The organism is Neomoorella carbonis (assembly GCF_045278715.1).
Taxonomy (GTDB): Bacteria; Bacillota; DSM-521; order Neomoorellales; family Neomoorellaceae; genus Neomoorella; species Neomoorella carbonis.
The window spans coordinates 1,568,234-1,595,192 of the sequence record NZ_CP136420.1 but is presented as its reverse complement, the minus strand read 5'-3'; the positions used below and the strand labels follow the sequence as shown (position 1 = coordinate 1,595,192).

Annotated in this window: 23 protein-coding genes and 3 riboswitches; of the genes, 17 read left to right on the top strand and 6 right to left on the bottom strand. The window is 54.3% G+C overall.

Going from position 1 to position 26,959, the window contains the following annotated elements:
* Positions 1–73 precede the first annotated feature (73 nt).
* Positions 74–1,264 (top strand): pyridoxal phosphate-dependent aminotransferase, encoded by a 1,191-nt coding sequence (locus tag MCACP_RS08185; protein WP_406676303.1) that lies wholly within the window; start codon positions 74–76, stop codon positions 1,262–1,264.
* A 164-nt stretch (positions 1,265–1,428) separates the two neighbouring features.
* Here MCACP_RS08185 and MCACP_RS08180 read toward each other — a convergent pair whose 3' ends face one another.
* The 3 genes from MCACP_RS08180 to MCACP_RS08170 form a co-directional block, all read right to left on the bottom strand.
* On the bottom strand, positions 1,429–1,761 hold the full coding sequence (locus MCACP_RS08180) for a hypothetical protein (protein WP_406676302.1): 333 nt from the start codon (positions 1,759–1,761) through the stop codon (positions 1,429–1,431).
* Between the two features lie 78 nt (positions 1,762–1,839).
* Positions 1,840–4,401, bottom strand: coding sequence for a cation-translocating P-type ATPase (locus MCACP_RS08175; RefSeq protein ID WP_406676301.1), 2,562 nt, complete (start codon positions 4,399–4,401; stop codon positions 1,840–1,842).
* A 3-nt stretch (positions 4,402–4,404) separates the two neighbouring features.
* Positions 4,405–4,968 (bottom strand): Chromate resistance protein ChrB, encoded by a 564-nt coding sequence (locus tag MCACP_RS08170; RefSeq protein ID WP_406676300.1) that lies wholly within the window; start codon positions 4,966–4,968, stop codon positions 4,405–4,407.
* A gap of 141 nt (positions 4,969–5,109) precedes the next feature.
* Between MCACP_RS08170 and MCACP_RS08165 the strand changes: the two genes are divergently transcribed.
* The 11 genes from MCACP_RS08165 (at position 5,110) to MCACP_RS08115 (ending at position 17,010) form a co-directional block, all read left to right on the top strand.
* Complete coding sequence (locus tag MCACP_RS08165; protein ID WP_406676299.1) at positions 5,110–8,385, top strand: DEAD/DEAH box helicase; 3,276 nt, start codon at positions 5,110–5,112, stop codon at positions 8,383–8,385.
* A 38-nt stretch (positions 8,386–8,423) separates the two neighbouring features.
* Positions 8,424–9,269, top strand: a complete 846-nt coding sequence (locus tag MCACP_RS08160; RefSeq protein ID WP_406676298.1) for an SWIM zinc finger family protein — start codon at positions 8,424–8,426, stop codon at positions 9,267–9,269.
* Between the two features lie 71 nt (positions 9,270–9,340).
* Positions 9,341–9,784 (top strand): OsmC family protein, encoded by a 444-nt coding sequence (locus MCACP_RS08155; protein WP_406676297.1) that lies wholly within the window; start codon positions 9,341–9,343, stop codon positions 9,782–9,784.
* A gap of 112 nt (positions 9,785–9,896) precedes the next feature.
* Positions 9,897–10,454 (top strand): sigma-70 family RNA polymerase sigma factor, encoded by a 558-nt coding sequence (locus MCACP_RS08150; protein WP_406676296.1) that lies wholly within the window; start codon positions 9,897–9,899, stop codon positions 10,452–10,454.
* Positions 10,447–11,058, top strand: coding sequence for a hypothetical protein (locus MCACP_RS08145; protein ID WP_406676295.1), 612 nt, complete (start codon positions 10,447–10,449; stop codon positions 11,056–11,058). The genes MCACP_RS08150 and MCACP_RS08145 overlap by 8 nt, the downstream gene beginning before the upstream one ends.
* 97 nt (positions 11,059–11,155) lie before the next feature.
* Complete coding sequence (locus MCACP_RS08140) at positions 11,156–12,325, top strand: NEW3 domain-containing protein (RefSeq protein WP_406676293.1); 1,170 nt, start codon at positions 11,156–11,158, stop codon at positions 12,323–12,325.
* Complete coding sequence (locus MCACP_RS08135) at positions 12,295–13,299, top strand: ABC transporter ATP-binding protein (RefSeq protein WP_406676292.1); 1,005 nt, start codon at positions 12,295–12,297, stop codon at positions 13,297–13,299. The genes MCACP_RS08140 and MCACP_RS08135 overlap by 31 nt, the downstream gene beginning before the upstream one ends.
* Positions 13,280–14,284, top strand: a complete 1,005-nt coding sequence (locus tag MCACP_RS08130) for an ABC transporter permease (protein WP_406676291.1) — start codon at positions 13,280–13,282, stop codon at positions 14,282–14,284. Before MCACP_RS08135 ends, MCACP_RS08130 begins: the two co-directional genes overlap by 20 nt.
* A gap of 282 nt (positions 14,285–14,566) precedes the next feature.
* Complete coding sequence (locus tag MCACP_RS08125) at positions 14,567–15,226, top strand: TMEM165/GDT1 family protein (protein WP_406676290.1); 660 nt, start codon at positions 14,567–14,569, stop codon at positions 15,224–15,226.
* A 108-nt stretch (positions 15,227–15,334) separates the two neighbouring features.
* Positions 15,335–16,690, top strand: coding sequence for a hypothetical protein (locus MCACP_RS08120; RefSeq protein WP_406676289.1), 1,356 nt, complete (start codon positions 15,335–15,337; stop codon positions 16,688–16,690).
* A 38-nt stretch (positions 16,691–16,728) separates the two neighbouring features.
* Complete coding sequence (locus MCACP_RS08115; RefSeq protein WP_406676288.1) at positions 16,729–17,010, top strand: EscU/YscU/HrcU family type III secretion system export apparatus switch protein; 282 nt, start codon at positions 16,729–16,731, stop codon at positions 17,008–17,010.
* 4 nt (positions 17,011–17,014) lie between these two features.
* Here MCACP_RS08115 and MCACP_RS08110 read toward each other — a convergent pair whose 3' ends face one another.
* Positions 17,015–17,965, bottom strand: coding sequence for a glycosyl hydrolase family 18 protein (locus tag MCACP_RS08110; protein WP_406676287.1), 951 nt, complete (start codon positions 17,963–17,965; stop codon positions 17,015–17,017).
* 530 nt (positions 17,966–18,495) lie between these two features.
* A riboswitch (cyclic di-GMP riboswitch) is annotated at positions 18,496–18,583 on the top strand.
* Between the two features lie 169 nt (positions 18,584–18,752).
* On the opposite strand from MCACP_RS08110, the gene MCACP_RS08105 reads away from it, so the two are divergent.
* Entirely contained in the window at positions 18,753–20,789 is a 2,037-nt protein-coding gene (locus tag MCACP_RS08105; protein WP_406676286.1) for a methyl-accepting chemotaxis protein, read from the top strand.
* 178 nt (positions 20,790–20,967) lie between these two features.
* Here MCACP_RS08105 and MCACP_RS08100 read toward each other — a convergent pair whose 3' ends face one another.
* Both MCACP_RS08100 and MCACP_RS08095 read right to left on the bottom strand, forming a co-directional pair.
* Positions 20,968–21,840: a GGDEF domain-containing protein gene (locus MCACP_RS08100; protein WP_406676285.1), complete on the bottom strand. Its 873-nt coding sequence runs from the start codon at positions 21,838–21,840 to the stop codon at positions 20,968–20,970.
* The gene (locus tag MCACP_RS08095) at positions 21,840–22,205 is read right to left on the bottom strand and encodes a hypothetical protein (RefSeq protein WP_406676284.1); all 366 of its coding nucleotides are present in this window, start codon (positions 22,203–22,205) and stop codon (positions 21,840–21,842) included. Before MCACP_RS08095 ends, MCACP_RS08100 begins: the two co-directional genes overlap by 1 nt.
* A gap of 197 nt (positions 22,206–22,402) precedes the next feature.
* Positions 22,403–22,490, top strand: a riboswitch (cyclic di-GMP riboswitch).
* Positions 22,491–22,572: 82 nt separating this feature from the next.
* On the opposite strand from MCACP_RS08095, the gene MCACP_RS08090 reads away from it, so the two are divergent.
* The 4 genes from MCACP_RS08090 (at position 22,573) to MCACP_RS08075 (ending at position 26,892) form a co-directional block, all read left to right on the top strand.
* On the top strand, positions 22,573–23,400 hold the full coding sequence (locus MCACP_RS08090; RefSeq protein WP_406676283.1) for a copper amine oxidase N-terminal domain-containing protein: 828 nt from the start codon (positions 22,573–22,575) through the stop codon (positions 23,398–23,400).
* Between the two features lie 254 nt (positions 23,401–23,654).
* Positions 23,655–23,820, top strand: a riboswitch (cobalamin riboswitch).
* Between the two features lie 233 nt (positions 23,821–24,053).
* Positions 24,054–26,009, top strand: a complete 1,956-nt coding sequence (locus MCACP_RS08085) for an FAD-dependent oxidoreductase (RefSeq protein WP_406676282.1) — start codon at positions 24,054–24,056, stop codon at positions 26,007–26,009.
* A gap of 230 nt (positions 26,010–26,239) precedes the next feature.
* The gene (locus MCACP_RS08080; protein ID WP_406676281.1) at positions 26,240–26,596 is read left to right on the top strand and encodes a HEPN domain-containing protein; all 357 of its coding nucleotides are present in this window, start codon (positions 26,240–26,242) and stop codon (positions 26,594–26,596) included.
* On the top strand, positions 26,572–26,892 hold the full coding sequence (locus tag MCACP_RS08075; protein WP_106005505.1) for a nucleotidyltransferase domain-containing protein: 321 nt from the start codon (positions 26,572–26,574) through the stop codon (positions 26,890–26,892). Before MCACP_RS08080 ends, MCACP_RS08075 begins: the two co-directional genes overlap by 25 nt.
* Positions 26,893–26,959 lie beyond the last annotated feature (67 nt).

Sequence of the window (26,959 nt, the reverse complement as noted above, 5' to 3'; positions counted from 1 at the left end):
GTCTCCCTAAACCTTTACAAAATCAATACCAAGATAAATAATAAAAATATCATATAAGCTGGAGGGATTTATAGTGAAACTTGCCCGGCGGGCTGCCGGCATCAGCCCATCTCCTACCCTGGCTATAGATGCCCAGGCCAAAGCCATGAAGGCTAAAGGCATTCAGGTAATCAACTTCAGTGCCGGCGAGCCTGATTTCGACACGCCCGAACATATCAAACAGGCAGCCATCGACGCCTTGAAAGCCGGCTATACCCGTTACACGCCCGTGGCCGGTATCCCGGAACTGCGCCAGGCAGTCTGCGATAGCCTCAAAGGCCGGGGTTTAAGCTATGAGCCTGCCGATATAGTGGTATCGTGCGGCGCCAAACACTCCCTTTATAATGCCATGCAGGTCTTACTTAATGATGGAGATGAAGTAATCATTATTGCTCCCTACTGGGTAAGTTATTACGAGCAAATTAAACTGGCCGGCGGTGTACCGGTGGTAGTAAATACCGATGCCGCTACGGATTTCAAGTTAACCCCGGAGGCCCTGAAGGCAGCCCTGACTCCCAGGACCAAACTCTTAATCCTCAATTCGCCCTGCAATCCCACCGGCGTGGTCTACAGCCGGAACGAATTAGAAGCCCTGGCGGAAGTGATCCTGGCCCATGGACTGATGGTTATTTCCGATGAAATATACGCCGCCCTGCTTTACGACGGTCTCACCCATACCAGCATCGCTGCCCTGGGGTCGGAAATAAAAGAGCGCACCATCCTGATCGACGGCGTGTCCAAAACCTATGCTATGACCGGCTGGCGCATCGGCTACGCCGCCGCTCCCCGGTCCATTGCTACGGCTATGACCGACCTCCAGAGCCACTCGACTTCCAACCCTACTTCTATAGCCCAAAAGGCGGCTGTGGCCGCTCTGACCGGCAGCCAGGAACCGGTGGAGGCCATGCGCCGCGAATTTGAAAAGCGCCGCAACCGTATCCTGGCAGGATTGCGGGAACTGCCGGGGGTAGAATGCAACCAGCCCGGCGGAGCTTTCTATGTATTCCCGTACATTGGCAAGCTATTTGGCCGCCGCTTCCGCGGCCAGGTGCTGGCCAATTCTACCGACGTGGCCACGGTTCTCCTCAATGAATACCAGGTAGCCGTGGTCCCCGGCATCGCCTTTGGCGCCGACCCATATTTACGCCTGTCCTATGCCACCTCCATGGCACAAATTGAAGCCGGCCTGGAGCGGTTCAAAGCCTTTGTCGGGGAATTGCAATAAAACAGCCACTCTTAAGCCCGGGGTTAATCCCGGGCTTAAACTTCTAAAAATGATTGGCAGGCATTAATCCTCCAGAAATCCGGGTCAATCCCGGGCTTTTTAGTGTAAGAATCAAAAACCGCCCGGTAAAATCATCCGAGCGGGTAACGCCTTAATTACCAGAGCTAGTTTAGGGGCAGCCTGGCCAGAATAACAAGGAGGGAGGTAATGACGCCTATGAATCCGACAATAACACCTGCTACGATACCGAATGACCAGCGTTGAACGCTGCGCAGCTCTCGATGCATTTCTTCGCGTACTCGATGTATTTCTTCACGCAGTGTGCCCATGTCTTGCCGCAAAGTACCAATTTCATTTTCTAGCTTGGTAAACCGGGCTTCAAAACGGGCATCCATGTTATTAAGCTGCTGGACCAGGTAATTGAATGGGTCAAAACCTCTAGGGTAGAATATTTCATCTGTCCCGGCAGCTATTTCTTTCCTGGCTTCTTCAGGCATATTTTTCCCTCCCTGATACAATTGTACCATTATCTCGCGGGATGGGCAATGGCAGTTCTTATTACTGCAAACCTCCCTTCAATGTCCAGGACGGTAGAGCAGCATCACCAGGCCGGGCAGCAGGGCGGCCCCGGCCACCAGCCCCCACGCCCCGGTGGGTAGGGTGCCGGTACCCAGGACAGCCTGCAGGGGCGGCAGGTAGACAGCCAGCAGGGTTACTGCTGCCGCCCCCAGGGCCCAAAGGTTAAGGACACTGTTGCTAAAGAACCCCTGTCGGTAAGGGGGCAGGCTCTGGGTCCTTAAGGCGTAGGCCAGCAGGACATGCCCCAGCATCCAGGTAGCAAAGGCGGCAGTTTGCCTTATAGGTACAGGGGCCGGTCCCCACCAGAGTTCGAGGCCCTGGTAGGCCAGCCCTACTGCCAGGGCCAGGAACAGGCCTCCGGCAAAGATCACCTGGACCATGGGCCGGTCCAGGAAGGGTCGGCCGGGCCGGCGCGGGGGGCGTTCCATGAGAGGCTCCTCCGGGGGCTCGATGACAAAGGCAGTTGAGGCCGCCAGGTCCATGAACAGTTCCAGGAGAATAATCATCAGGGGCGAAAAGGGAGCCGGTTGCCCCAGGGCGGCAGGTACCAGCATGGTGGCGATGAGGGCTACCTTCACTGCCAGGTAATAGCGCACCGACTTTTGCAGGTTCGCCAGGAGGCCCCGCCCCTGGCGGATGGCCGTGGCCAGGGTAGAAAAGCAGTCGTCGCTTAAAACCACGCCGGCGGCCTCCCGGGCGACATCGGTACCCTGGCGGCCCATGGCCAGGCCCACGTGGGCCACGGCCAGGGCCGGGGCATCATTAATACCATCGCCGATCATGGCGACTATTTCCCCTTTAGCCTGCAGGGCCTGGACTAACTGGAGTTTCTGCTCCGGCGTTATGCGCGCCAGGACACGGGTTTCCTGGAGAAAGGGAACCCAATCCTCCGGGTTTAATTGCTCCAGTTCGGCGCCGGACAGCAATTTCTCTGCCGGTATACCTACCTGGCGGGCAATACTGCGGGCTGCCTCGGGGTGGTCGCCGGTGGCCAGGTAGACCTTGATCCCGGCCCGCTGCACGGCGGCCACTGCCGCGGCAGCCTCAGGGCGTAAGGAGTCGGCAAAGATTAAAAATCCCAGGAAAGTGAGGTCCTGGCCGGCTGCAGCAGCCCCTGCCGGCAGGTCCTGGCTGGAGAAAAAGCGCCTGGCTACTGCCAGGACCCGCTTACCTTCGCCGGCAAATTGCGCCAGGGTGGCGGCGGTAGCCTCCAGGGTGGAGGGATCGGTACACATGGCCAGCACTTCTTCCGCCGCTCCCTTGACGTATAGTGTAGCCCCGGCCTGGCTAGCGCGCAGGGCCCCTACCCAGCGTTGTTCCTGGTTTAAAGGATAAAAGGCCAGCAACTCTTCCCGGGGCAGGTCCAGGTGCCCTCCACCTTCGGCCAGGGCCTTTTCCAGGGGGTCACAGGCTTCCAAGGCAGTAACCGGGCTCTGGGTCAGGAGGGCGGCCAGGAGTAATTCACCGGCCGCGTTATCCTGCCGGGCCAGGGCAGGGGACAGGAGTTCTCCTTCCCCCGGCAGCCAGAGGGCTTCCAGGGTGAGGCGGTTGGCCGTCAGGGTACCCGTCTTGTCGGTGACCACGGTGGTGATGTGTCCCAGGGTTTCAGCGGCTTGCAGGCGCCGGACCAGGGCCTTTTCCCGGGCGAGCTTTAGAGACCCCAGGCCCAGGACCATGGTCACCAGGATGGGGAGTTCTTCGGGTATGGTGGCAAAGGCCAGGCTCAGGCCAGTGAGGACCGCCCGGGGCCAGGGTTCCCTGGCCACCAGGAACTGGAGGAAAGGGATAAGCACGGCAAAAGCCAGGGCAACTAGCGCCAGGACCCGGCTCAGTTCCCGCATAAACTGCTGCAGGGGGGTGCGGGGTTCACGGGAACGGCGTGTAAGGCCAACAATCCGCCCCAGTTCGGTCTCCAGACCTGTGGCTACCACGCAGGCCAGGCCTTCACCCCGGGATATTACCGTACCCTGATAAACCATATTGTGACGGTCGGGCAGGGGGGTCGCCGGGTCCAGGGGCCGGGTGTGTTTTTCCACCGGCAGGGATTCCCCGGTAAGGGGGGACTCATCGACGGCCAGTCCGGCGCTCACCAGGAGGCGGGCGTCGGCCGGCACGCGGTTGCCGGGCTGGAGCACCAGGATATCGCCGGGGACAACGTCTTCAGTATTAATGGCCTTTACTTTGCCCTGGCGCAGGACCGGGGTAGTGGGGGCGTTCAGGTCCTGGAGGGCGGCAATGGCCTTCTTGGCGCGAAACTCGGTGCCTACCTCAATGAAGACGATACCCAGGATAATGGCCGTTACGGCCAGGGCTTCCCCCAGTTCGCCCAGGAGAAAATAGGCGGCAGCCACCGCCAGGAGTAAAAGGATCATGGGCTCGCGGATTTCTTCGGCAAAGATATGCCAGAAGGATAGGACGGGACGGACTAGCGTGCGGTTGGGACCGTAAATTTTCAGGCGCCTCTGGGCTTCAGCGGTACTTAGACCCTGCTCCGGGTCTACCTGCTGCCAGGCCAGAACATCTTCCGGCGCCTGGCTCCAGGGGCAAGGGGCCGGCATCAATTAATCCTCCCTTTCTTTTAAGGCTCCATAGGTAAGAGTGGTAAACCTCGTCAGGGCTACCCGGGCTTCGTCTATAAGGGAGGCGACCTGTTCAGCCAGGGGGGCATTATACCAGTCGCGCTTCCGGGCCCGCTGGTACCAGCGTTCGATTTTTTCCAGTTCGGCTTCCTCCTCTTCTATTTCCGCCGGAGAAAAGTTCTGGATACGTACTTCCTTTTCCAGTTCCGCCAGGTATTTGTTAATCTCTTTAATTATTTCCTGGTATTCTTTATTGCGCATCTCCCTGAATTGCTCTATTACCTGTGCTTCTTGCCCGGGATCAAGGTTGAGATTGGGGAAGAGATAGGCAGTGCCTGCGAATTCTTCTACCCGTGTCTTTAGTTGTTCCAGTTTTTCCAGTAGTCCGGGGCGTGCCGGGAGCAGGCAGGCGGCTTGCTGCAGGTAGAGGGCTCCCAGCCTGTTGAGTTCCCGCCAGAGGTAAATGCGCTTGCTCGATGGTTCACCGGGTACTTTATAGATGAACAGGTGCCATTTGTTGCCGGGGCGGGTAATGTCCTGGTTCATTAATCTCACCCATAGATGTAACATTAGTTACAATGTAACAGATGTTGCATTAAAAGTCAAGGTTAAAGGGGGGAACGGCAGGAAAAATTAATCCTCGCGGCGAATAATTGCAGGATATATTTCAGCAGGAGCATACTGGCAATGATTGTCGTCCATGGGACCTGGGTTAAAGATAGCAATAAAGAAGTAAATGGCCGCTTTTTTGTCTGGGGGGAATCCCTGGCCGCCGCCCGGCAGCAGAAGGAGCTATATTTGCCCAGGCCAGCTAAAAATAAAGTGCCCCTTCATCCTTTTCAGGCTTCCGACCAGGAACTTATCACCGTCCTGCTAAATTTAAGCGCGGGCCTTTATAAAAGCATCCCCCTTATTCCGCCGGGCCTGGACAAAATCCAGTTGTTACTCCCATCAACTGATTTTGGCCCGCTGCCTTCGCCGCAACTAAAGTATCTGCCCGGGAGCGGCGAGATTGCCCGTAAGGGCCAATCTTTACGGCAAAACTTTCCGGTCTTAACCCCCTGGGAGGTCAAAGGCCTGGCAGTATCACCGGTATGGGTTATCAATGTCCTGCCCCGGCTGGGGGAAGGACATCCGGTGCAAATGAAAGGTAATATTTTGGCCCCCGATTTCCTGTTCTGGAGCCTGGCAGCCAAGCTGGCCCTGGAATTACTGGTCCGGGAACGCTTTGTCCCGGTGGTGCTGGAGGAGGTAAAAGCATCGGCGGGGAAGAGGACGGGGGCTAAAACTCTGCTGCGGCAGGAATTAAGGGCTTCCTGGCGAGCCCTCTTAGACCAACCTGAAGATGCCCGCCGGGTGGAATTATTAGCGGCCGGTATGCCACCTGCCTGCCGGGCCCAGGCGAATATCCCGTTCCCGCATCCTCGCATCCTGGTGGAAGATTTTCTGCATAGTGCCGTCGATGCCATGGCCAGGTACTGGCTAATGATTTCTCCCCTCGAGGGGAGGACCAAAGGGCTCGGCGACGATAGTACCCCGGCCAGGTGGGCTGTGGCCCTGGCGGCCGAAAAAGCCACCTTTAGCGGGCCGTTATTGGAAATGAAAGACCTGAAGGAGCAAATCGATGGCTGGACGAAGACCCTGTTCAGCCAGCCGGGGACCGTAGCCTTTCGCACCTGTTTCCGCCTGGAACCACCGGAAAGGACGGGAGAAGAGGGCCGGCCTTTGTGGCAATTGCAATTTTTACTCCAGGCCAGCGATGATCCCAGCCTCCTGGTACCGGTCGCAGAAGCCTGGCGTGAAAGGGGTAGCGTCCTGGAATTCCTGAACCGGCGCTTCGCCAATCCCCAGGAAAGGCTTCTGGCCGACCTGGGCCGGGCGGCAAGAATATTTCCGCCTCTGGAAAGGAGCCTGAAAGACCCTTCACCGGAAGGCTGTCTCCTTACTACGGAAGAAGCCTATGCTTTCTTGCGGGAAGCGGCCGGCCTCCTGGCCGAAAGCGGCTTTGGCGTACTGGTACCTCCCTGGTGGGGGAAGCATAAATCCCGCCTGGGGCTGCGTTTAAAGCTCAAGGCCAGTGAACAGGGCAAAAACGCTTCCCGGACGACAAGACCGGCTGCACCCGGTGGTCTGGGCCTCGCCGCCCTGGTCAATTATGAATGGGAAGTAGCCCTGGGGGATGCCGTCATTGACAGGAAGGAATTTGCCAGGCTGGCTGCTTTAAAGGTGCCCCTGGTCCAGGTACGGGGCCAGTGGGTGGAACTCCGGCCGGAGGAACTGGCGGCCCTGGATAGATTCTGGAAAAAGCAAGCTGGCCAGGGGACCATGAGCCTGGGTGAAGCTCTACGTCTCAGCCTGCTGGGCGGGGTAGATGCAAATCCAGGTGAAAGGCAGTCTGAAGGCGCAATAGTCCCCACCAGTCTCCCGCTATTGGGTATTGAAGCAGAGGGTCATCTTACTTCCCTTCTAGAAAAGGTGCACGACAACCAAAAAATTACCCTCCTGCCCCAGCCCTCCGGATTCCGGGGGAGCCTCCGCCCTTACCAGGTGCGGGGTTTTTCCTGGCTTAAGTTTATTACGGAACTGGGGCTAGGGGCCTGTCTGGCCGACGATATGGGCCTGGGTAAGACCATCCAGCTCCTGGCTTTACTGCTCCATCGTAAGGAACAGGGAATGGCCAGCGGCCCGGTTCTACTTATCTGTCCCACTTCGGTGGCCGGCAACTGGCAGCGGGAAGTAGCGCGTTTTGCCCCCTCACTGCGAGTCCTTCTCCACCACGGCAGTGAGCGCCTCTCAGGCGACGAATTTATCCGGGAAGCAGCCCGGCGGGACCTGGTAATCAGCACGTATACCCTGGTTCACCGGGATGAAAAAGACCTGGCAGCCGTAGACTGGGATGGGGTGGTGCTCGATGAGGCCCAGAATATTAAAAATGCGGAAGCCAAGCAGACCCGAAGCATCCGTAGCTTAAAGGCTGGATTCAGAATCGCCCTTACCGGTACACCGGTAGAAAACAATTTAAGCGAACTTTGGTCCATAATGGAATTTTTAAACCCCGGCTACCTGGGCAGCCTGGCCGATTTTCGCAACCGTTTTATGATCCCCATAGAACGTTACCGGGACCGGGAGCGAGCGGAGCGGCTGCAGCACCTGGTCCAACCTTTTATCCTGCGCCGGGTCAAGACTGACCCGGCAATCATCCGGGACCTGCCGGAAAAGCAGGAGATCAAAGTCTTTTGCCATTTGACCCGGGAACAGGCTACCCTCTATGAAGCTGTTGTCCAGGACATGCTCCAAAAGATAGAAGCCGCCACCGGCATCGAGCGTAAAGGGCTGGTCCTGGCTGCCCTGGCCAAATTAAAACAAATCTGCAATCACCCGGCCCAGTTCCTGGGTGACGGTAGCCGCCTGGACGGCCGCTCTGGAAAACTTACCCGGCTCCGGGAGATGCTGGAAGAGGTCCTGGCGGCCGGGGAACGAGCCCTCATCTTTACCCAGTTTGCCGTGATGGGGCAAATGCTGCAGGAATATTTAGAGGCGGCTTTTGGCCGGGAAATCCTTTTCCTGCACGGCGGGCTGGCAAGGTCCAAGCGAGAGGAGTTAATCCACCGTTTCCAGGAGGAAAACGATGGGCCCCCTTTTTTCATCCTTTCCCTCAAGGCCGGTGGGGTGGGACTAAACCTCACCCGGGCCAACCATGTGTTTCACTTTGACCGCTGGTGGAACCCGGCCGTAGAAGACCAGGCCACCGATCGCGCCTTCCGCATCGGCCAGAAGAAAAATGTCCAGGTCTATAAATTTATCTGTGCCGGGACGCTGGAAGAAAGAATCGACGCCCTGATTGAGGAAAAACGTTCCCTGGCGCAGCAAATTATCGGTACCGGCGAAGGCTGGCTTACGGAATTGTCAGTTGGAGAGTTGCGGGAACTGCTGGCTTTACGGAGCGAGGGAATAGAACTATAACCGAAAAATAACCAGTGAAGACTTTTGGAGGTTAAAAAATGGCTGCCCGGCGAAATTTCGGCAGTAACTGGTGGGCCAGGCGCTGGCTGGATGTCCTGGAGTCCTTTGGGTGGGCCAGCCGCCTGCAGCGGGGCCGGACATATGCCCGGCGGGGTAACGTCTTAAGTATCGAACTCGCCCCGGGGATGGTCAACGCTAAAGTCCAGGGGTCCAGGCCCAGGCCCTACAATGTCATGATAAAAATTACTCCCCTTTCCGATGCGGAGTGGAACCGGGTGATCGAAGTCCTGGCCAGCAAAGCAGCTTTTGCCGCCCGCTTGCTGGCCGGCGAGATGCCGGAGGATATTGAGACGGCCTTTACCGGGGTAAGCCTTTCCCTCTTCCCCTGCGCTGCAAGAGAAATCGTCACCAGCTGCTCCTGTCCTGACTGGGCCAACCCCTGCAAGCATATTGCCGCCGTCTATTACCTGCTGGGGGAAAAGTTTGATAGCGACCCCTTCTTACTTTTCCTCCTGCGCGGGCGGGAAAAAGAAGCAATAATCAGGGCTCTAAGGGAGAAGCGCGCAGCCCTTGCCGGCGGCGGCCCCTCCCTGCCGGTTAAAGAAGAAGAAAAGATGGAGCCGGTTGCAGAAGAAAGTAGCTCCCCACCGGAGTTGCCTGCCGACCCGGTTGATTTCTGGCAGGTCGGGGAAGCGCTGGCTGCCTTCCAGGTTAGCATGCACCCACCTGCCGTGCCCCGGGGTGTTTTAAAGCGCCTGGGTCCTCCTCCTTTCGGGCGCCATGCCCAGGATTTTTACCAGCTGTTAAATAGCTATTACCGGGAAATCTCCCGTAGGGCTTATGAGCTGGCCTATGATGCGGGAGATGACGGCAGTCAGGTGTGACAAGTTTCCCTAAATTGCTTCTAGCCGGCACCTGATGTATAATAACACAAATAGCACCAGGAGGGAAAAGGATGAAAGTAACCGTAACCTGGGAAGGGGAACATATGCGTTTAAAGGGGCTGGGGGATTCCGGCCAGCCGGTAACCATGGATGCCGCCCCCGAGCACGGCGGCCAGAACTTGGGAGCCAGGCCTTCAGAGGTCCTGCTCATGGGTATGGCCGGGTGCACGGCCATGGATGTCCTGAGCATCCTCAAGAAAAAACGCCTGTCCCTGGCTTCCTTTGCCATCGACGTCGAGGCTGAACGGTCTTCAGAGCATCCTAAAATCTTTACCGCTGCTACCCTGATATACCGCCTGACCGGGCCCGACCTCCCTGAAGATCAGGTCAAGCACGCCATCGAGTTATCTTTAAGCAAATACTGTGGCATGGTCAATACTTTGAAAAAAGCAATGCCTATCAGTTACTGTTACGAAATCAACGGTAACCGCAGTCCAGTAACCACGGCACCATAATACTTCAACCGGCGGCCGATTACATCGGCCGCCTTTTATAAGTGGTCTTTTAAACCTCAGGACAAAACGCTAAAATATATTAATAACCCACCTCAGGGGAGGGGGAATGGAGATGGGTATGTATGAGCCCTTTATCCAGCCGCAAGCGGCCCCCATGGAATTGGAGAACCGCCAGCAGCAACTGGAATACTTGATGCGGCGCTTCGGCGATAAAGTCCTTTACCTGGCCTATTCCTATCTCCATGACCTCCACTGGGCGGAAGATGTAGCCCAGGAGGTTTTTATCCGTATATACACCAACCTGGATAAATTCCAGGGCCGTAGTTCCATTTATACCTGGATTTACCATATAACCGTCAACCTCTGCCGCGACCAGCTGCGGGCCCAGACCCGCCGCCGCGACGTGGAACCCGTTAAGCCTGCGGATCATACCTTTGCCGGTGTTGAGGACCGGGTTATGGAAAACCTGCAACAGCAGGAATTATGGCACGCCATTTTAAATTTGCCGGTTATCTACCGGGAGGTAATCTGGCTCCATTATTACGAGCAGTTAAGCCTTAAGGATATTGCTAAAATCCTGGGTATTTCCCTGCCGGCTGTAAAGCTCCGTCTTTACCGGGCCCGCCAGCACCTGCAGCAAGTTTTTAAGGTAGGTGAGGGTAATGCCTGAACACCGGGACCGCCTGGATAAACTGCTGGCCGGACTGCCGGGGAAAGTCCCGCCGCCCCTGGCCGGGTGGCATTTTACAGCCGCCATGCGGCGACGGGTACAAAATAGGGTGGCTTCCTTACCGGTGGCAGGGGGACCTGCTGTTTCTACCCGGCAGCGGCGGGTGAAGTGGCCCCTGGCCGGGGCAGTGGCCCTGGTGCTGCTCTTTTTATTCCTTGCCTGGCGGCAATGGCCGACTCCTCCCCCTGAGACACCGGCAGGATTTAGAGTTACACCACTTCAATACCACTACATGGTTAGCTTGAACGGCCCGGAGCCCGATACCCTGGTAAGCATCGGCCAGGTAGAGGCTTTTAACCAGTTCCTGGTTTCCATCAGCAAGCGGCGACCTGCGGGCTGGCAGCTTATCTACACGCAGCCCCTGGATGCCTACCTGGTCTTACCCGTGCAGGTGATACGTTCGGATACCAGCAGTAACGCTTTGATTCTGATTACCTACCAAGCGCAATGGGGGCCGGAATACCGCTACCTGATTTTGGAGTTCGACGGCGACAAGGTCATACCCTACCGGGAGGAGGAAAAGATTACGGGGACAGGGCGCTAAAAAACGCCCTAATTTTTTGGCCAGGTTGTAACCTCGCGGCCCTACCCGACGTCTATAATATTAGGATTTATTGATATCGACGATAGGGGGAATTGTTTTGCTTCGCCAGCGCTCATATTTAGCCCTGATGACCCTTTTAGTTTTCCTGGCCCTGACACTCAGTCCCCTTGTAGGGCCGGCCAGGGCGGAAAACGGGCTGCTCCTATCTACGGCCTTCCCGGGCATTGAGGCCCAGCCCGGGGAAACGATCACCTTTCCCCTGGAGTTACGCAATAGTGGCGTGCCCCAGAAGGTTGACCTGAAAGTTGTTTCCGCCCCCAAAGGGTGGCAGGCCCTGTTTAAAGGCGGCGGCATGGTTGTCAGCCAGGCTTTTGCCAGTACTGATAAGCCGGCCAGCGTTGATTTCCAGGTAGAAGTGCCGGCTGATGTTCAACCCGGAAATTATAGCTTTGTGGTCCAGGCTAGTGGGCCCAGCGCCTCTTCCCGCCTCGACCTGCAGGTGATCATCAAAGAGGTGGCCTCGGGCAGCGATAAGATGACCACCGACTACCCGGTTTTAAGCGGTACCAGCAGTACCACCTTCCAGTTCCGCGTAGAACTGACCAACAACGGTGCCCAGGAGCGCTCTTACAGCCTGGGAGCCCAGGCGCCACCTGGCTGGCAGGTAACCTTCAGCCCGGCTTATGACAGCAAGCAGATTGCCAGTTTAAGTCTAAAGCCCGGTAAGAGCCAGGATTTGGATGTGACCGTGAAGCCCCCCCAGGACGTCAAGGCCGGCACCTATAATATTCCTATCCAGGCCATCTCGGGGAGCAGTAAAGCGGGCGTTGTTCTGAAGGTCAATATTACCGGCACCTACAGCCTGGAACTGACTACCCCCTCGGGCCGCTTGAACGCTGACGCCATTGCCGGAAGAGAGAGCCCGGTAACCCTGGTGGTGAAGAATACCGGCAGCGCCGACCTGGCCAACATTACCCTTGCCGCCAATGCAGCCAGCGGTTGGGCGGTCACCTTCAAACCAGAGAAGATTGACCTGCTGCCGGCCGGCGCCAGCCAGCAGGTTACGGCCTTTATCAAACCCTCGCCCAAGGCCATTGCCGGTGACTACGTGGTAAGCCTTACGGCCAGTGCCCAGGAAACTAGCGGCAGCGCCGATTTGCGGGTCAGTGTGCGGACCTCGACCCTTTGGGGTCTGTTAGGGGTAATCCTGGTCCTCATTGTTATTGGAGCCGTGGCGTGGACTTTCCGGAAGTACGGGCGGCGATAGCCATGGCAGGACAGGAAGCAGTCATTGTCACCCGGAACCTTACCAAGCACTATGGCTCCATAACTGCCGTCCAGGACCTCAACCTGGAAATCAGGGAGGGGGAGATTTTCGGTCTCCTGGGGCCCAACGGTGCCGGCAAGACGACAACGATATTAATGCTTCTGGGGTTGACCGAGCCGACTTCCGGCCAGGCCCTGGTAAAGGGTCTGGACGCCACCCGTTACCCCCTGGAGGTTAAGAGGATAATTGGCTATCTACCCGATAATGTCGGTTTCTACGACGACCTGACGGCACGGGAGAACCTCCTCTACACCGCCGGACTGAACCAGATCCCCCCGGCGGAAGCTGAAAAGCGCGTGGCCTTAAGTCTGGAACAGGTGGGTTTAAGCAATTACGCCCACCGCAAAGTGAAGGAGTTTTCTCGCGGGATGCGCCAGCGGTTGGGCATTGCCGATGTCATGGTGAAGGACCCGGAGATTATAATCCTCGATGAACCCACCCTGGGCATTGATCCCGAGGGTGTCCGGGAACTGCTGGCCCTGATTGTCCGGCTGGCCCGGGAAGGCGGGAAAACAGTTCTCCTCTCCTCCCATCTCCTGCACCAGGTGCAGCAAATCTGCGACCGGGTAGGAATTTTTGTCGGCGGCAGGCTCCTGGCGGCCGGGCCGGTGGCATTGCTCGGGCAGCAGGTCATGGCCGGTAAGCCCCTGGAGATTGAACTGCAGGCCGATCCCGATAATGATCAGTTGTTTAATGCCCTCCGGTCCCTTCAGGGTGTGACCGCCGTCGAGCGCCACGGCGCCTTTATCCGGATCCGCTGCGCCGCGGGCCGCGATATCCGCCCGGAGCTTACGCCTTACCTGGCAAGTAAAGGATTTACCCTCCTGTATTTAAGGGCACGGGGCTATGATTTAGATGATATTTATCTCCAGTATTTCCAGGGGGAGGGATATCATGACACGGTGGCAGGCTAGGATAAAAGAGTGGCTGGATTGGTTCCGGCAACAGGAATGGTTCAGCGGTGGCTTGAAAACCGTCTTCCAGAAGGAGCTGGCGGACAACCTGAGCAGCACCCGCTTTGCCATCCTGGTTTTCCTGGTGGCCGTGGCCGGCGTGGGCGCCTTTTACGTGGCAGCCCAGAGCATCCGCCAGGCGGCAGGAGAAGGGGATCCCCAGTTTGTCTTCCTGCGCCTTTTTACCACCAGCGGCGGGTCCCTGCCGCCCTTTATTACTTTTATTTCTTTTTTGGGCCCCCTGCTGGGCCTGGCCCTCGGCTTTGATGCCATCAACGGCGAGCATAATAAACGCACCTTGAGCCGGCTCCTTGCCCAGCCAATCTACCGGGACGATGTCATCAACGGCAAATTTCTGGCCGGCCTGGTAGTTCTGGCGGTGGTCATCCTGGCCCTGGGGCTCTTAGTGGCCGGGTTGGGGCTGCTGCTAATCGGCGTTCCTCCTACGGGCGAGGAAATCGGACGGCTGTTTATCTACCTCCTGGTCACCATTATTTATGTGGCCTTCTGGCTGAGTGTCTCCCTCCTCTTTTCTTTATTGTTCCGCCAGACGGCCACCTCGGCCCTGGCTGGCATAGCCGTATGGCTGTTTTTCGCCCTCTTTGCCGGGATGCTGGCGGGGCTCATTGCCGACGGCATCTTCCCGGTAAGTGAAAATGCCGCGCCGGCCCGGGTCCTGCACAACGCGACTTTGAAACAAAATCTTAGCCGCCTTTCAACGACAACTCTTTACGATGAAGCTACAGTAACTCTCCTTAACCCCGGGGTAAGGACCCTGGGGCCTGTACTGGTGGAACAATTAGAGGGGGCTATACCAGGAAGCCTGCCCCTGGACCAGAGCCTGCTCCTCATCTGGCCGCACCTGGTGGGTCTTATCGCTGCCACCATGCTGATCTTTGCCCTGGCCTACTACTTTTTTATGCGCCAGGAAATACGGGCCGGCTAAACCCTGGTCTGTCAAGGGACAGAGAAAATGTCACCCTTCCTTGACTGGCTAACACGAGTGAACGCGCCGGCTTGTCAATATCGAGCTTCCAGGGTATAATTATTTTAGTTGCAGAGGGGAGTAGCTATTCAACAGGTAGGGTCAACATACTGGCCGCCGGCCTGGCCCTGCCAGCCTACTATGTATGGCTTAGCGAGACCTTTGCACCCTGATAGGGGTGTAAAGGTCTCTTTTTTTGGCCCCTGGGCAGCCCATCACATCACTCTATTCAGGAGGTACGGTATGAAAGCATTTTTATTATCAATGGGTTTGATTTTTATTGCCGAACTGGGGGACAAGACCCAACTGGTGGCCCTCACCCTTGCTACCCGTTTTAATGCCCGCGTTGTCCTGGCGGGGATTTTCAGCGCGACGCTATTGGTTCACGTCATTTCCGTCGCTTTGGGCGAATTTATGGGTGTACTTATCCCTGCCGCCTGGACGCACTTTCTTGCCGGCCTGGCTTTTATCGGGTTTGGCCTCTGGACCCTCCGGGGTGATAGTGTGGAGAAGGAAAAGGATAATACCCACCGCATTGCTTCTCCCTTCTGGTTGGTGACAATCACCTTCTTTCTGGCTGAATTTGGCGATAAAACCATGCTTAGCACCGTAACGCTGGCTACTACTTATTCCGTTTTACCCGTCTGGCTTGGCTCGACCCTGGGGATGGTTCTTTCCGATGGGCTGGCAATCTGGATCGGGCAGGCTATGGGGGCCCGCTTACCCGAACGGGTGATCAAACTCGGGGCCGCCTGTATCTTCTTTGTTTTTGGCCTTTTTAGTACCGTCCAGGGAGGAATAAATCTACCGTCCACTGCCTGGGGTTTGGCAGCTGCCATCCTGGCAATTCTAGTCATCATCTTTTTCCGCAAGTCGGTACAAAAAGGCGATAGGGAGAACTAAAAGCTCCGAGAAATATAATAGAGATCTCCGCCGATATGTTAGAATATCTATAGTTGTCCAACCGGTGCAAGTACCTGTCCGCAACCGACTACCTGGGGGTGCTTTACTATGAACCTGATCTTAACTGATCTTAGGACCGAGGCCGGTAAAGCTATAGCTACCAGCGCGGCAGGGGCCGTAAAGGATAGCCGGGGGCTGGCCTGGGAGGTGGGGCAGGTACTCCAGGGCAGAGTGATCGGCCGGCGGGGAACGGGCCGTTTTGTCCTGGAGCTCGAAGGTCGGGAGGTCCTGGCTCGTACTTCTTTTTCTTTATCCCCGGGTGATTTGGTCAGCCTGCAGGTCCAGGAGCGCCGGGGAAGCCTCTACATGGTCAAACTCCTTTCCCGGGACGGGTCAACGACAAATGACATCCCCGGGGAAATTCTTGCCCGGTTGGGGCTTAAAGACACACCCCTGCACCGTTCCCTGGTGCAAAAATTTATCAGCCACAGACTCCCATTGCAACAAGAATTATTGGGGCAGGTAAAACAGGCACTGGCCCTCCTTGGTAGTGAAAACGAAGAAGGGATGGAAGTGGTTCTACAGGCCCTTAAGCTGGGAGTCTTGCCCCGGATAGAGGCGGTCAAGCTCCTGCAGGAGTTTATGCTGGGGGAGAAAGGCCCGGGGCAGGCAGGGATGACGCGCCTGGCCCGATTTATCCCTCTCCTGGCAGATTTAATTGACGGTTTGGCCGGGGAGAGGAGAGAGGAGGCCGGCTTGCTTTACCGGGAGCTCAGGACCCTGGTGGCCTCCCTGGTCCTTAAGCCGGAGGAAGGCCAGGTAAAGGTAGCGGAGCAATTGCGCAACCTGTTATCCTCCCAGTTACCTGCCAGGGACGGCGTCGCCCCTTTCCGGCCCCTACCTTTGAATGGGCTAATAGAAAAATTGGACTATCTTTTACAGGCCCTACAGGATGGTACCCGGCAAACTGGCCGGGATGCCAGCGGCGAACTCCTCGAGACTGGCAAAATGATTGTCAGGCAGCTGGCCGGGCAGCTGATTTTCCAATGGGGTGATAACGAATTCCAGAGCCACCTTTATTTTACCCTGCCCCTGTTGAAAAATAATGAAGTAACTACCTGGGGGCAGCTGGTGATTAAAAAAGAAAGAGGGGGAAACAGCCCCACTGATCGCCAGAATTTTAATATCTCTATCCTAGTTGATACGGAGAATTTGGGCCGCCTGTTGCTGGAAATAAGTATCTGGCAGCGGGAGGTCAGGGTCGAGGGGAGGGTGGAGAAGGAATGGGTGGGCCGGTTGATCAATGAATCCTGGCCGGTTCTCCAGGATGCCTTTGCCCGCCTGGGCTACCATTTGCATGGGTACAAATGGCAACCGGGTATCGTTCCCCGGTGGCTTGTACCTTGGGAAGCTGCTGCCGGGGAAACCGGCTCCCAGATCGGCTTTCTGGATAAGAGGGTTTAACCTGTTTCACCGCAACGGGGGAAGGGAAAAGCGCAGCCATGAAGGAACAGGAAGGGGTAAGAAAGGCGGTAGCCCTGCGATATAACAGCGAGCAAGATAAAGCCCCCCGGGTAGTAGCTTCCGGTAGGGGGGCTATAGCCGATAAAATCATAGTCACTGCCAGGGAAGCTGGCGTCCCCGTCCACCGGGACACCCATCTGGCGGAGATGTTAGCTGGGTTAGATATCGGGTCTGAGATTCCGGTCGAACTGTACCAGATGGTGGCTGAGATTCTGGTCTTTATTTATTCTTTGGACTTAGACGCGAAAATGCTAAAATAAAAAACTAGCCTTTATACCCGCCTCGCAGTTCCCAGATGCGCTGGTCTTCCAGGCCCAGGCGCCAGACACCGATGCCAGGAAGGTTGTACTCCCGCACCAGGCCCAGCTTTGTGCTAAAGCTCCGCACATCTTCAAACCATACTACATGGGGAATATTATCCTCTACATAACTAAAGGTGGATTCCTGGGCCGCTTGGTCATAATAGATAGTGGCACCCACGCGGCGAGCCAGCTCAACGGCTTGGCTGTGGGAGAGGGTTACGGGAATGGGCGCTCCTTCAGCCCAGTCGTAACCATAAACAGCCATACCGAGGCGTATTTTTTCCCTGGGGATAACGCTTACAGCATAGTCCAGTACCCGACGGACAAAACTAACGGAAGCGATAGGGCCGGGTGTACTGAAATGTTCATCGTAAGCTAAAATATAGACCTGGTCGCTAAGGGCTCCGAGTTCCGGATAACTAAAAGCGCCTGAGAAGGGGTGGCGGGGGTTATCCTCCAGTTCTGCCGGTACGGAAATGGTGGTTAAAAAGCCTGCCGCACGGAGGGCCTGGGAGAGCTGACGCATAAAGCTTGTCAAAGAGGAACGATCCTCCGGAGGGACAAATTCGAAATCGATATTAACCCCGGCGAAACCCCAGCGGTACATAAGGGATAAGATATTGTTTACCAGGGCCTGGCGCAAGGTTGGCGTAGTCAACAAGCGGTGTATCAGGGGACCGTACTGAGGACTGGAATAGTTGTGGACGATGGCCAGCACCGGAAGTTTATATTGCCGTATTGTTTCCAGGCCTTCGGTATCGGCTTGATCCACGAGGCTTCCTGTCTCGGTTACCCCAAACCAGAAAGGCAGGATGTAACTTAACAGACGGCCGCGGCTGCGTAAAGAAGCTAATCCCGAAGGATCAGGAACATAATACCAGTTGTTTTCTACCTGCCGGTCTTGCAGGGCCATATTTAGACCTCCCGTTCATTATACTTTATAATATTTTATTCCTGGGAAATGCATCCAGACAGCCTGGCGGCAAGCTGCAACATTATTTTAATTCATTACAAGATGCTCCCATAGTGACATTTTCTACCCTGAAAATTACTTCTCTCCAGGCTGGCATTGTTTTCGCTCGCTCCCTGGCCCTCGCGGATCAGCCTAAGGCTCAGCCTCAGGCTCGGGCGGGGTTCCCTGCCTATTCGGCATCCTTGCCTCAGAGGCAGGCCTCGGACATCCTGTCCTCGGCCCCGCCCTCGCTCCTCGGCTTCGCCAAGGCTGTTCAACCGCTCGGACCAAGTCGCTCGCTCCAAACAAATGCCAGCCCGTTATTTTCATTCTTCTGTTGGTGCCGCTATCAGGTGGCATGAGTGTCTCAGTCCGCTTACATGGTGACATATCACGATCCGCTGCTAGGACCTTGGGGTATATATTGACAAATATCCATCAAATGTATTAAAGTAATAATCGCTTGACGCCTAATGCATAATTATAGCCAGTACCGCTAAAGGCAAACTCGTCGAAAGGCGGGGGCGCAAAGCCGCGGGCCTAAGTCCGTTTTAAGGATATGGTAGCCAGGCTGCCGGGAGAGTAAGTGATTTAAAATTAATATACCTTTTCTCTACGGCCGCCGTGAAGGCGGCCGTTTAAATTCGATCGCAAAAAGCTACCGTTCTAGCAAAACGATTATGAGGAAGGGGGTATAGGTCGCCCCGCAAACCGCGGTTCGCCAGGAGCGGGAGCGACCGGTAGTTGTATGATGGGAAAACTGACAGGAAGCCTGCGAGGCAAGATGACTGCGCTTTTCGGTATTATCGTTCTAGTTGGAAGCCTGTTGCTGGCAATTGTAAGTCAAAACCGCGCCGGGAGCGCTTTAGATAGCCAAGCTGAAGAGGCCATGTTCAAGATGGTTCAGCAGGCCGCCGAGACCGTGAACAGCCGCGTCCAGGCGCGGATGTACGTGATGGAGACCATAGCCAATAACAACATTATCCGCGGCCGGTCGGGTGACCGCGAAGCCACGCTAGAAGAAAAGTTGGAGACTCTCCGTGAAGAGCAAAAAAGGGCGAAAGGCCTGGGGTTCAGGCGGTTTGGCATTGCCGACAAGGCGGGGAACGCAGTATACTCCGACGGCAGTAAAGCCAACCTCGCCGACCGGGAACACTTCCGGGCCGCCATTGGGGGTAAGACTTTTGTCTCCAGCACCATTGTCAGCAAGGTCGACAAGTCGGTTATATTTGCTTATGCCACACCTATACGCCACTATGCCACCAATGAAATAATAGGCGTGCTGATTGGTATAGTAGACGCGGCAAAGTTTAGCGAGCTGGTGGCGGACATAACTTACGGCCGTACAGGGTACGCGATTGCAGTGGACAGTACTGGTAAGACCATAGCCCACAAAGATGCGGATAGGGTCATAGGCGAGGAGAATATCGTGGAGGAGGCAAAGTCCAACCCTTCCCTGGAATCTCTGGCGGCGGTAATTTCGAGGATGGCTCAGGGAGAAGAGGGAGTCGCCCATTACACCTTACAGGGCCAGAAGAACCTTATCGCCTACGCTCCTGTTAAGAGCACCGGATGGTCTGTGGCAGTGACCGCCCCCGAAGTCGAGGTGCAGGAGAAGACCGCCAGCCTTAGGTCATCTTTGCTGGTTGTGTCCCTGATAATAATCCTTGTAGCCTTGGTATTGACTTTTATGATGGCAAGAACTATAACCTCTCCTCTGGTTCTGGCCGTCGACGACCTGGGACTTATAGCCAACGGCGACTTTACCCGGCCGGTTTCTGAAAAATACCTTCGCATGAAGGATGAGATAGGAAAGCTCGCCCAAGCCATCGATCGGCTGCAGGCCAACCTCAGACCGCTACTATCGGGCCTTAGAGACGACGCGAAAACGCTGGCCGGCAACTCAGAGACATTGAGCGCTGCTTCAGAAGAGATCGCCGCTTCTTCCGGCGAAGTGGCCAAGGCCATTCAACAGGTAGCTTCGGGAGCTTCGGAACAAGCGGGTCACCTGCAGGAAATACTGGGCCTTGTAGAAAATATAACCTCCAGCCTGGAAAAAGTGTACACCGAACTTGGCCACGTTAGGGCTAACACCGAAGAGACCTCCAGGCTGGCTGGTGTAGGCAAGAAAGAGCTGGACGTCCTGATCGCCTCCATTAAGGGCGTGCGCGAGGCTTTCAAGGTGGTAGTGGAGAAACTAACTGATTTAAGCGGCTCTGTAAATCAAGTAGGCGAGATCCTCGAAGTGATCAACGGAATAGCGGAGCAGACGAACCTTTTGGCCTTGAATGCGGCCATTGAGGCGGCACGGGCAGGGGAGGCAGGTCGCGGCTTTGCAGTGGTGGCGGATGAGGTCCGCAAGCTGGCCGAGCAGTCCCGCGCTTCTTCCGACAAGATCAGGGAGCTGTTGGGCACTATAGCAGCGGGGACCAATGAAGTTGTGAACACTTCGGAGGAAGTCAGGAAGCAGGTAGTTGCGCAACTGGAAAATGTAGAAAAAACGGTCAAGGCCTTTGACGACATACTCCACTCGGTAGCCGCCATAGCACCCATGATCGATGAGACGTACCGTCAGGTGGACAATACGGTGAAGGCCAAGGACGTGATGCTGGACAGGGTTCAGAGCATAAGCGCTGTGTCGGAAGAAACTTCAGCTTCGGCACAAGAGATTTCGGCCTCGGCCGAGGAACTGTCAGCCTCAACCCAGGAGATAGCCTCAACAGCCCAGGAGGTCCTCAAGGTTGCCAGACGATTGGAAGAACAAGTGGAGCGCTTCAAGGTGTGAGGGGCAACCTGTTTTACGGCGCGGAAGACAGCCGTGAGAGAGCAAACCTGTAGCCGGATCACACCACCTGATATCTCATATGATATCAGGTGGTGTTTTTATAGAGCTGTGGCATTTGACGTTGATCCAAATCATAGCGACAGTAAGCCGGTTATTGCCGCCAAAGTGGCCAATATACCTACATACCTACAGTTTTTTTAAACTCAATTGCCTCCGCAGCTACTACCGGCTTTTTCAGTTTTTTGGCTCTAGTTGAAGCCAGGCTGGCCATATTGACCAGGTATTTGACTATGTAACTACTGTCTTCACCAGAACTGCGGAGTTCTGAACAGCGGCCGCCGGCTACGCCGGCAGAAATGGTGACCTTTATTTTCCCGGGCCAGTTTTCATTAGCAAGGGCCAGGACCATTTGCCGGGCAAGTTTTTCGGCTTCGGCCAGGGGCCTGGTAGTAACGGCGGCAAATTCGTCCCCGCCATAACGACATAAAATGTCTTTATTGCTGTCGATTGAGCTATTTAAGATTAAAGCAGTCTGGCGCAGGACATTGTCGCCGTAAATATGGCCGTACTCTTTATTAATGAAGCCGAAGTTATCTAAGTCCAGGAAGATTATCGCAATCTCCCGGCCTTCTTGTAAAAACTTCACGGCCTTTTCGTAAAAGATTTCGGCTTTATTTAGTCCGGTGAGGTTATCGGTATATTTACCTAATTCCGACATAATTTGGGAAAAGGTAACGATGCCTATAATATCACTTTCCCTGGTAACTACCAGACGCTCAATTTGATATTTTGCCATTAATTTTTGCGCTTCTGTGAGGCAAACTGTTGGCGGTACAGTGATCACTTTGCGGGTCATGGCGTCGGCAACCAGCCGGTTGGGATGCGATCTTATTATATCCCTGGAAGTGATGATGCCTACCAGCTTTCCATCTTCTACTACCGGTAGACTACCTATCCCATAACGTTCCATGATGGACGCCGCCCGGCCAACACTGGCCAGAGGGTCGATGGTATAAAGCTTCTCGCTTATCAGGCCTTCTACCGTGGGCACTACAATTCCACCGTCCTGCTGATCTGGATGGTAATATTTATCTGGGCTTTAATCACCATCTTGTCGTCGGCGATACGGTTTCCTTCATCGATTACAACCGGTAAAAGCTTTTCTTTGGGTAGGAGCCTTAAAAGAGATTTTTTTACTACCACTGCCTCAAAAACTTCATGGTTGAGGCGAACTATCTCGTACTGTTCCGGCGAAACCGCATCAACCATCCGCCTGACGGCTTCGGGACCGATAGGGGCTCTTTTACCGACAAGTAAGATGTCCTGCATGGGAGGGATTTCAAATTCCGATAATTTTATGGTAATATCGGCTTTCCGCTGGGGTTCCGGCGAGCGGGACGTTTCCTGGAGTGTCAAATAAAGATATCCCCCTTCCTTCCCCAAAAACACATATTATATTATACCCCTTTTTACTCGATTTGCCCATGGAGTTTTATAAATAATTTTTAGTTTAGGTTATAATATGTCGACCGGTGACCTTGCTGGCTTATTGACAATTAATCTGCCAACTGACAGTCAAAAAATTAATAAAGGTGCCGATAAATATTTTAGAGAACCGCAAAAGGCGAACCCGACCGAAAGGCGGGGGCGCAAAACCACGGGCCTAAAGCCTTAACAGGCCATGGCAGCCGGGTTGCCGGATAGGCCAATTGGAAAGGTGCTGGCAATTAGGGGCGACTCCGGTTTTTGCGGGTTGTCCTAAAATTTTATAGGGGGTATGCAGATGAATTACAAAAAATTAATCAGTATGCTGGCCATAGTCAGCCTGCTCCTACCGGGGGGGATAGCTTATGCCCGGCCGGGGAATGGTAAAAGTGACCATGGGGCCGGTAAGTATAAGTATATGACGGCGTTGGAAACGGGGAATGATCATGAAAAAGATAGTAAACTAGAAGATGGGTTGAAAGATCAGGAAAGGGAAGAACAAGAAGAGGCAAAAATTGACGAAGAAAAAGAGTTAAACGAACAGGAACGGGAAGCCCAGGGAGAATCCCCGGAAAATGATTCTCACCATTCTGAGCAACAACTGGAAAAAGAAGTGCGGCAAAGGGAAGAAATCCAGGTAAGGGAAGAAGTCCAAAATACCGGATTGGAAAAATTCCAGGGCCGCATCCGGGTTAAGAAGAAGGAGATTAAGTTTGATGTAGCGCCGGTGATTAAAGACGGCCGGACCCTTATTCCTGTCAGGGCGGTTACGGAAGGCCTGGGTGCAACTGTTAACTGGGATGAGGCAACAAATGCCGTGACTATAACCAAAAATGGCATTACCGTAGTACTTATCCCTGGCAGCGCGGAAGTAACCGTTAATGGCACGAAAATAAATTTAGATGTTCCGGCTCTCTTAATTAGCAACCGTACTTTCGTGCCCTTAAGGTTCCTGGGCGAGGTCTTTAAAGATAAAGTAAATTACGATGAAAACAGTGGCGACATCGAAATTGAAGAAAGTACCAGCACCACAACACCTGAAACGCCGGTCAGCACCGCGCCGACAACACCAGAAGCCCCTGCCGGCACCAGTACCGGTACCAGCTCTACCCCGGCGACTACATAAAGTAACACCGGGGCGACAGTTCATCCTTCCATCCTGGACCAGCCATTACGACCTCCTCTGTACCTGCCGCCTGGGGCGGCAGCAAAAAGCCCTGCCTTTGTGGCAGGGCTTTTTGCCGGTCCGTGGTTTCTTTCCCTTGTTGCGTAATTTACTGGACTGGATTTACGGCATACCCCGGCAAAGGCCTCCGCGGTGTGTAGCGGGAATGCATTCTTTTTTAAAGGCCTGGAAAATCTCCTGGAACCCTTAATTACCAGAAAACGACGCGCACGGGTGCCGGGGAAGCCGGTGCAAGTCCGGCGCGGTGCCGCCACTGTGAGGGGGAGTACCTGCTAAAGGAGCCACTGGGGTTTAAACCCGGGAAGGCGTGGGAGAGCGTTGAACCCGAGCCAGGAGACCTGCCCGTGGGATTTCACCGTTAAACCACGGCCATGGTGAAGGTGAGGTAAGGACGAATATACCCCAGCTACGCAGGCGTGGTTGGGGTTTTTGCTTCAGGACAGAGCGGCCCTCCAAAGTGACATTTTCTCAGTCCGCTTGCAGGATGACAAGATCACAGTCCGGTAACATAAAACGGGACAAAGGTTGACAATGATGTCTATCGTAAGTTATAGTAGATAGTAGTAACAATCACAAAACAGGGTGGGAGTAATATGCAACACTTTCCAAACCTTTTTTCGGAAGGTCAAATAGGAAACTTGGTTATCCGGAACCGCATTGTCATGCCACCGATGGCGACAAATCTTGCCAATGAGGACGGATCGGTAAGCCAGAGGCTTATTGACTATTACGTAGCACGTGCGAAGGGCGGGGCAGGACTTATAATCCTGGAAAACGTTCAGGTAGATTACCCCTGCGGCAAAAATGTTGCTTGTCAGTTGCGCCTCGATGACGACAAGTACATGGCCGGATTTTTTGAGCTGGCGGAAGCTGTCCACAACTATGGCGCTAAAATCTTTATGCAGATACACCATGCCGGCCGTCAAACCACCCCTGGTATAACAGAGGGGCTTCAACCCGTAGCTCCGTCGCCAGTTCCTTGTTCATTTCTCGGTACTCAACCGCGGGAGCTGACAATCAACGAAATCGAAGCGTTAATCCAGAAATTCGTTAATACGGCTGTGCGAGCTAAAGGGGCGATGTTTGACGGAATAGAACTGCATGGCGCCCATGGGTATCTTATCGGACAGTTCATGTCGCCGCGGACGAATCGCCGGGTCGATAGATATGGCGGTAGCTTCGAGAGAAGGATGCGTTTCCCATTGGAGATAATCAGAAGGATTAAGGAAGCTGTGGGAGACGACTATCCGATCAGTTTCCGTTTCAGTGCTGACGAATTTGTCGAGGACGGCAATACTTTAGAAGAGGGCAAACAAATAGCCAAGATGCTAGAGGATGCAGGCGTCCATGTACTACATGTGAGTTCGGGCATCTATGAGTCGATGCCTACACTTCTGGAGACTTCGAGGTTCGAACAGGGATGGCGTGTATATCTGGCAGAAGAAATCAAGAAGGTAGTCAGTATCCCGGTAATTACAGTGGGCGTGATTCGTGAACCGGAGTTTGCTGAAAAAATCATTGCTGAAGGACGAGCAGATTTTGTAGCTATTGGTCGTGGCTTGATCGCTGATCCGGAATGGCCTCAGAAAGCTAAAGAGGGACGGCACAATGAGATACGAAAGTGTATTTCTTGCAACATTGGGTGCATAGGCGGTCGTGTGTTCCATAATCTCCGCCTCCGTTGTACGGTTAACCCAGTGACGGGCCATGAGGGCGTATACAGCGAAATTAAGCACGCTCCTGTAAAGAAGAGAGTGGTAGTTGTCGGTGGAGGCCCGGCAGGCATGCAGGCAGCTATTACGGCAGCCAAACGAGGTCACCAGGTCACACTCTATGAGAAAAAGCAACAGCTGGGAGGCCAGCTGGGGATTGCTTCGGCGGCGCCAGGCAAAGCAAAAATTGGCTGGTTCCGTGATTGGCTTGAGGCGGAGCTTTCAAGGGCTGGCGTAGAAGTCAGAAGCGGTGTTGCTGCCGATGCTGAGACTATTGCAGCGCAATCCCCGGACTATGTGATCCTTGCTACGGGGGCTGAACCTATAGTACCGAGGATTAAAGGTACGGAGAGTGAAAGTACGTCTGTCGTCCAGGCCTGGGATGTGCTTGCCGGGAAGGTATCTTTCGAAAAAGATGATGAAGTTGTTGTCGTTGGTGGGGGATTAGTAGGTTGTGAAACCGCTCATTATCTGGCTGAAAAAGGGCTCAAAGTTACTGTGGTTGAAATGTTACCCGAGGTAGCTATAGATATGGAGCCAATCAGCCGCTTTGATACAATGCAGCAACTCACCAAGCTTGGTATCAAAATAAGGACAAGCAATATGGTTTCGGAGATCACTCCTGAAGGGGTAGCGGTGATTGGTAAAGAAGGGAAACAGGACTTTATACGGTGCCATAAAGTTGTATTAGCTGTCGGACAGTCACCTGTAGGAAAAGAACTTAAAAAAGCTTTAGAGGATAAAGGTATTCCTGTAAGGGTGATTGGAGACGCTGGGAATGTAGGCAAAATTATCGATGCTGTTTCCAGCGGATTCCAGGCGGCCTTGCAAGTGTAGTCTCTGATCAGGCAATTTTAAGCCTCGCATAGAGAGCCAAAACTTTCTATGCGAGGCTTTTTATATCGAAATATTGGTAGCCCATATTGATGCCAAGGACAAAAGAAACGGGAAATATATGCTGTTCAGCGGTCACAGCAACCGGGGCGGCTGCTCAGAAAACAAACAGAGAAGTTGCCAGGGGCAAAAGAATGCTGGCGGCAGAATTAAAGAAACTGGTCATTGTTTGATTGATTTTTGCGATAACATATGGTACCATGTTTTTGGAGTGGAAAAAGCTGTTATGGGCAATATTCCTATGTCAACAAGCCCTTGAGAAAGCATTTAAAGCTGTATATTATGAGTGGTATGAGAAAGTACCGCCGCGCAAACATGACCTTGTAGCTCTTGCGAAAGCTGCCGGCCTTCTTGAGGAATGCGATAACGACCTGATCGATTATTTGCGACGATTAACGGTATATTATATCGAAGCTCGATACCCCGAAGAAAAGGCCGAATTAAGCGCCAAATGCACAGAAGAACATACTCGGGACATTATTAAAAAGGCGGAGGAAGTGTTTCAATGGCTGGCAAGCAAGTTGAATTGACGGTAAAAGAGTATGTAAAATTACTCAGAAAAAGCAAGATTAACGTCGCTACCGCCATCCTTTTTGGCTCTTATGCAGAGGGCCGCGCCGGCGAAGACAGCGATATCGATGTCGCCATTATTAGTCCTGACTTGGGGAAAGACAGGATAGAGGAAACCATTATGCTAAAGAAGCTGGCGGAACAAATTGATTACGACCTGTCTCCCCGCCCGTATTCCCTTGAACAATACCGTAATGCCAAGCAGGGGGAGTTCCTGCATGATGAAATCATAAGCAAAGGAAAAGTAATATTGTAATGCACCTGGTAGTGAAACCTGCCGGGTGTTTTTTATTTTGTCAAGTGTAATATTACGCCTGGTCCAA

Bases quoted from the DNA above. Each gene is read 5' to 3' on its own strand.
- MCACP_RS08110 (WP_406676287.1), bottom strand. From the start codon at position 17,965: ATGGCCCTGCAAGACCGGCAGGTAGAAAACAACTGGTATTATGTTCCT.
- MCACP_RS08075 (WP_106005505.1), top strand. From the start codon at position 26,572: ATGGCTGGCAAGCAAGTTGAATTGACGGTAAAAGAGTATGTAAAATTA.
- MCACP_RS08105 (WP_406676286.1), top strand. From the start codon at position 18,753: ATGATGGGAAAACTGACAGGAAGCCTGCGAGGCAAGATGACTGCGCTT.
- MCACP_RS08165 (WP_406676299.1), top strand. From the start codon at position 5,110: ATGATTGTCGTCCATGGGACCTGGGTTAAAGATAGCAATAAAGAAGTA.
- MCACP_RS08175 (WP_406676301.1), bottom strand. From the start codon at position 4,401: ATGCCGGCCCCTTGCCCCTGGAGCCAGGCGCCGGAAGATGTTCTGGCC.
- MCACP_RS08120 (WP_406676289.1), top strand. From the start codon at position 15,335: ATGAACCTGATCTTAACTGATCTTAGGACCGAGGCCGGTAAAGCTATA.
- MCACP_RS08090 (WP_406676283.1), top strand. From the start codon at position 22,573: ATGAATTACAAAAAATTAATCAGTATGCTGGCCATAGTCAGCCTGCTC.
- MCACP_RS08155 (WP_406676297.1), top strand. From the start codon at position 9,341: ATGAAAGTAACCGTAACCTGGGAAGGGGAACATATGCGTTTAAAGGGG.
- MCACP_RS08160 (WP_406676298.1), top strand. From the start codon at position 8,424: ATGGCTGCCCGGCGAAATTTCGGCAGTAACTGGTGGGCCAGGCGCTGG.
- MCACP_RS08085 (WP_406676282.1), top strand. From the start codon at position 24,054: ATGCAACACTTTCCAAACCTTTTTTCGGAAGGTCAAATAGGAAACTTG.
- MCACP_RS08130 (WP_406676291.1), top strand. From the start codon at position 13,280: ATGACACGGTGGCAGGCTAGGATAAAAGAGTGGCTGGATTGGTTCCGG.
- MCACP_RS08125 (WP_406676290.1), top strand. From the start codon at position 14,567: ATGAAAGCATTTTTATTATCAATGGGTTTGATTTTTATTGCCGAACTG.
- MCACP_RS08150 (WP_406676296.1), top strand. From the start codon at position 9,897: ATGGGTATGTATGAGCCCTTTATCCAGCCGCAAGCGGCCCCCATGGAA.
- MCACP_RS08170 (WP_406676300.1), bottom strand. From the start codon at position 4,968: ATGAACCAGGACATTACCCGCCCCGGCAACAAATGGCACCTGTTCATC.
- MCACP_RS08145 (WP_406676295.1), top strand. From the start codon at position 10,447: ATGCCTGAACACCGGGACCGCCTGGATAAACTGCTGGCCGGACTGCCG.
- MCACP_RS08180 (WP_406676302.1), bottom strand. From the start codon at position 1,761: ATGCCTGAAGAAGCCAGGAAAGAAATAGCTGCCGGGACAGATGAAATA.
- MCACP_RS08115 (WP_406676288.1), top strand. From the start codon at position 16,729: ATGAAGGAACAGGAAGGGGTAAGAAAGGCGGTAGCCCTGCGATATAAC.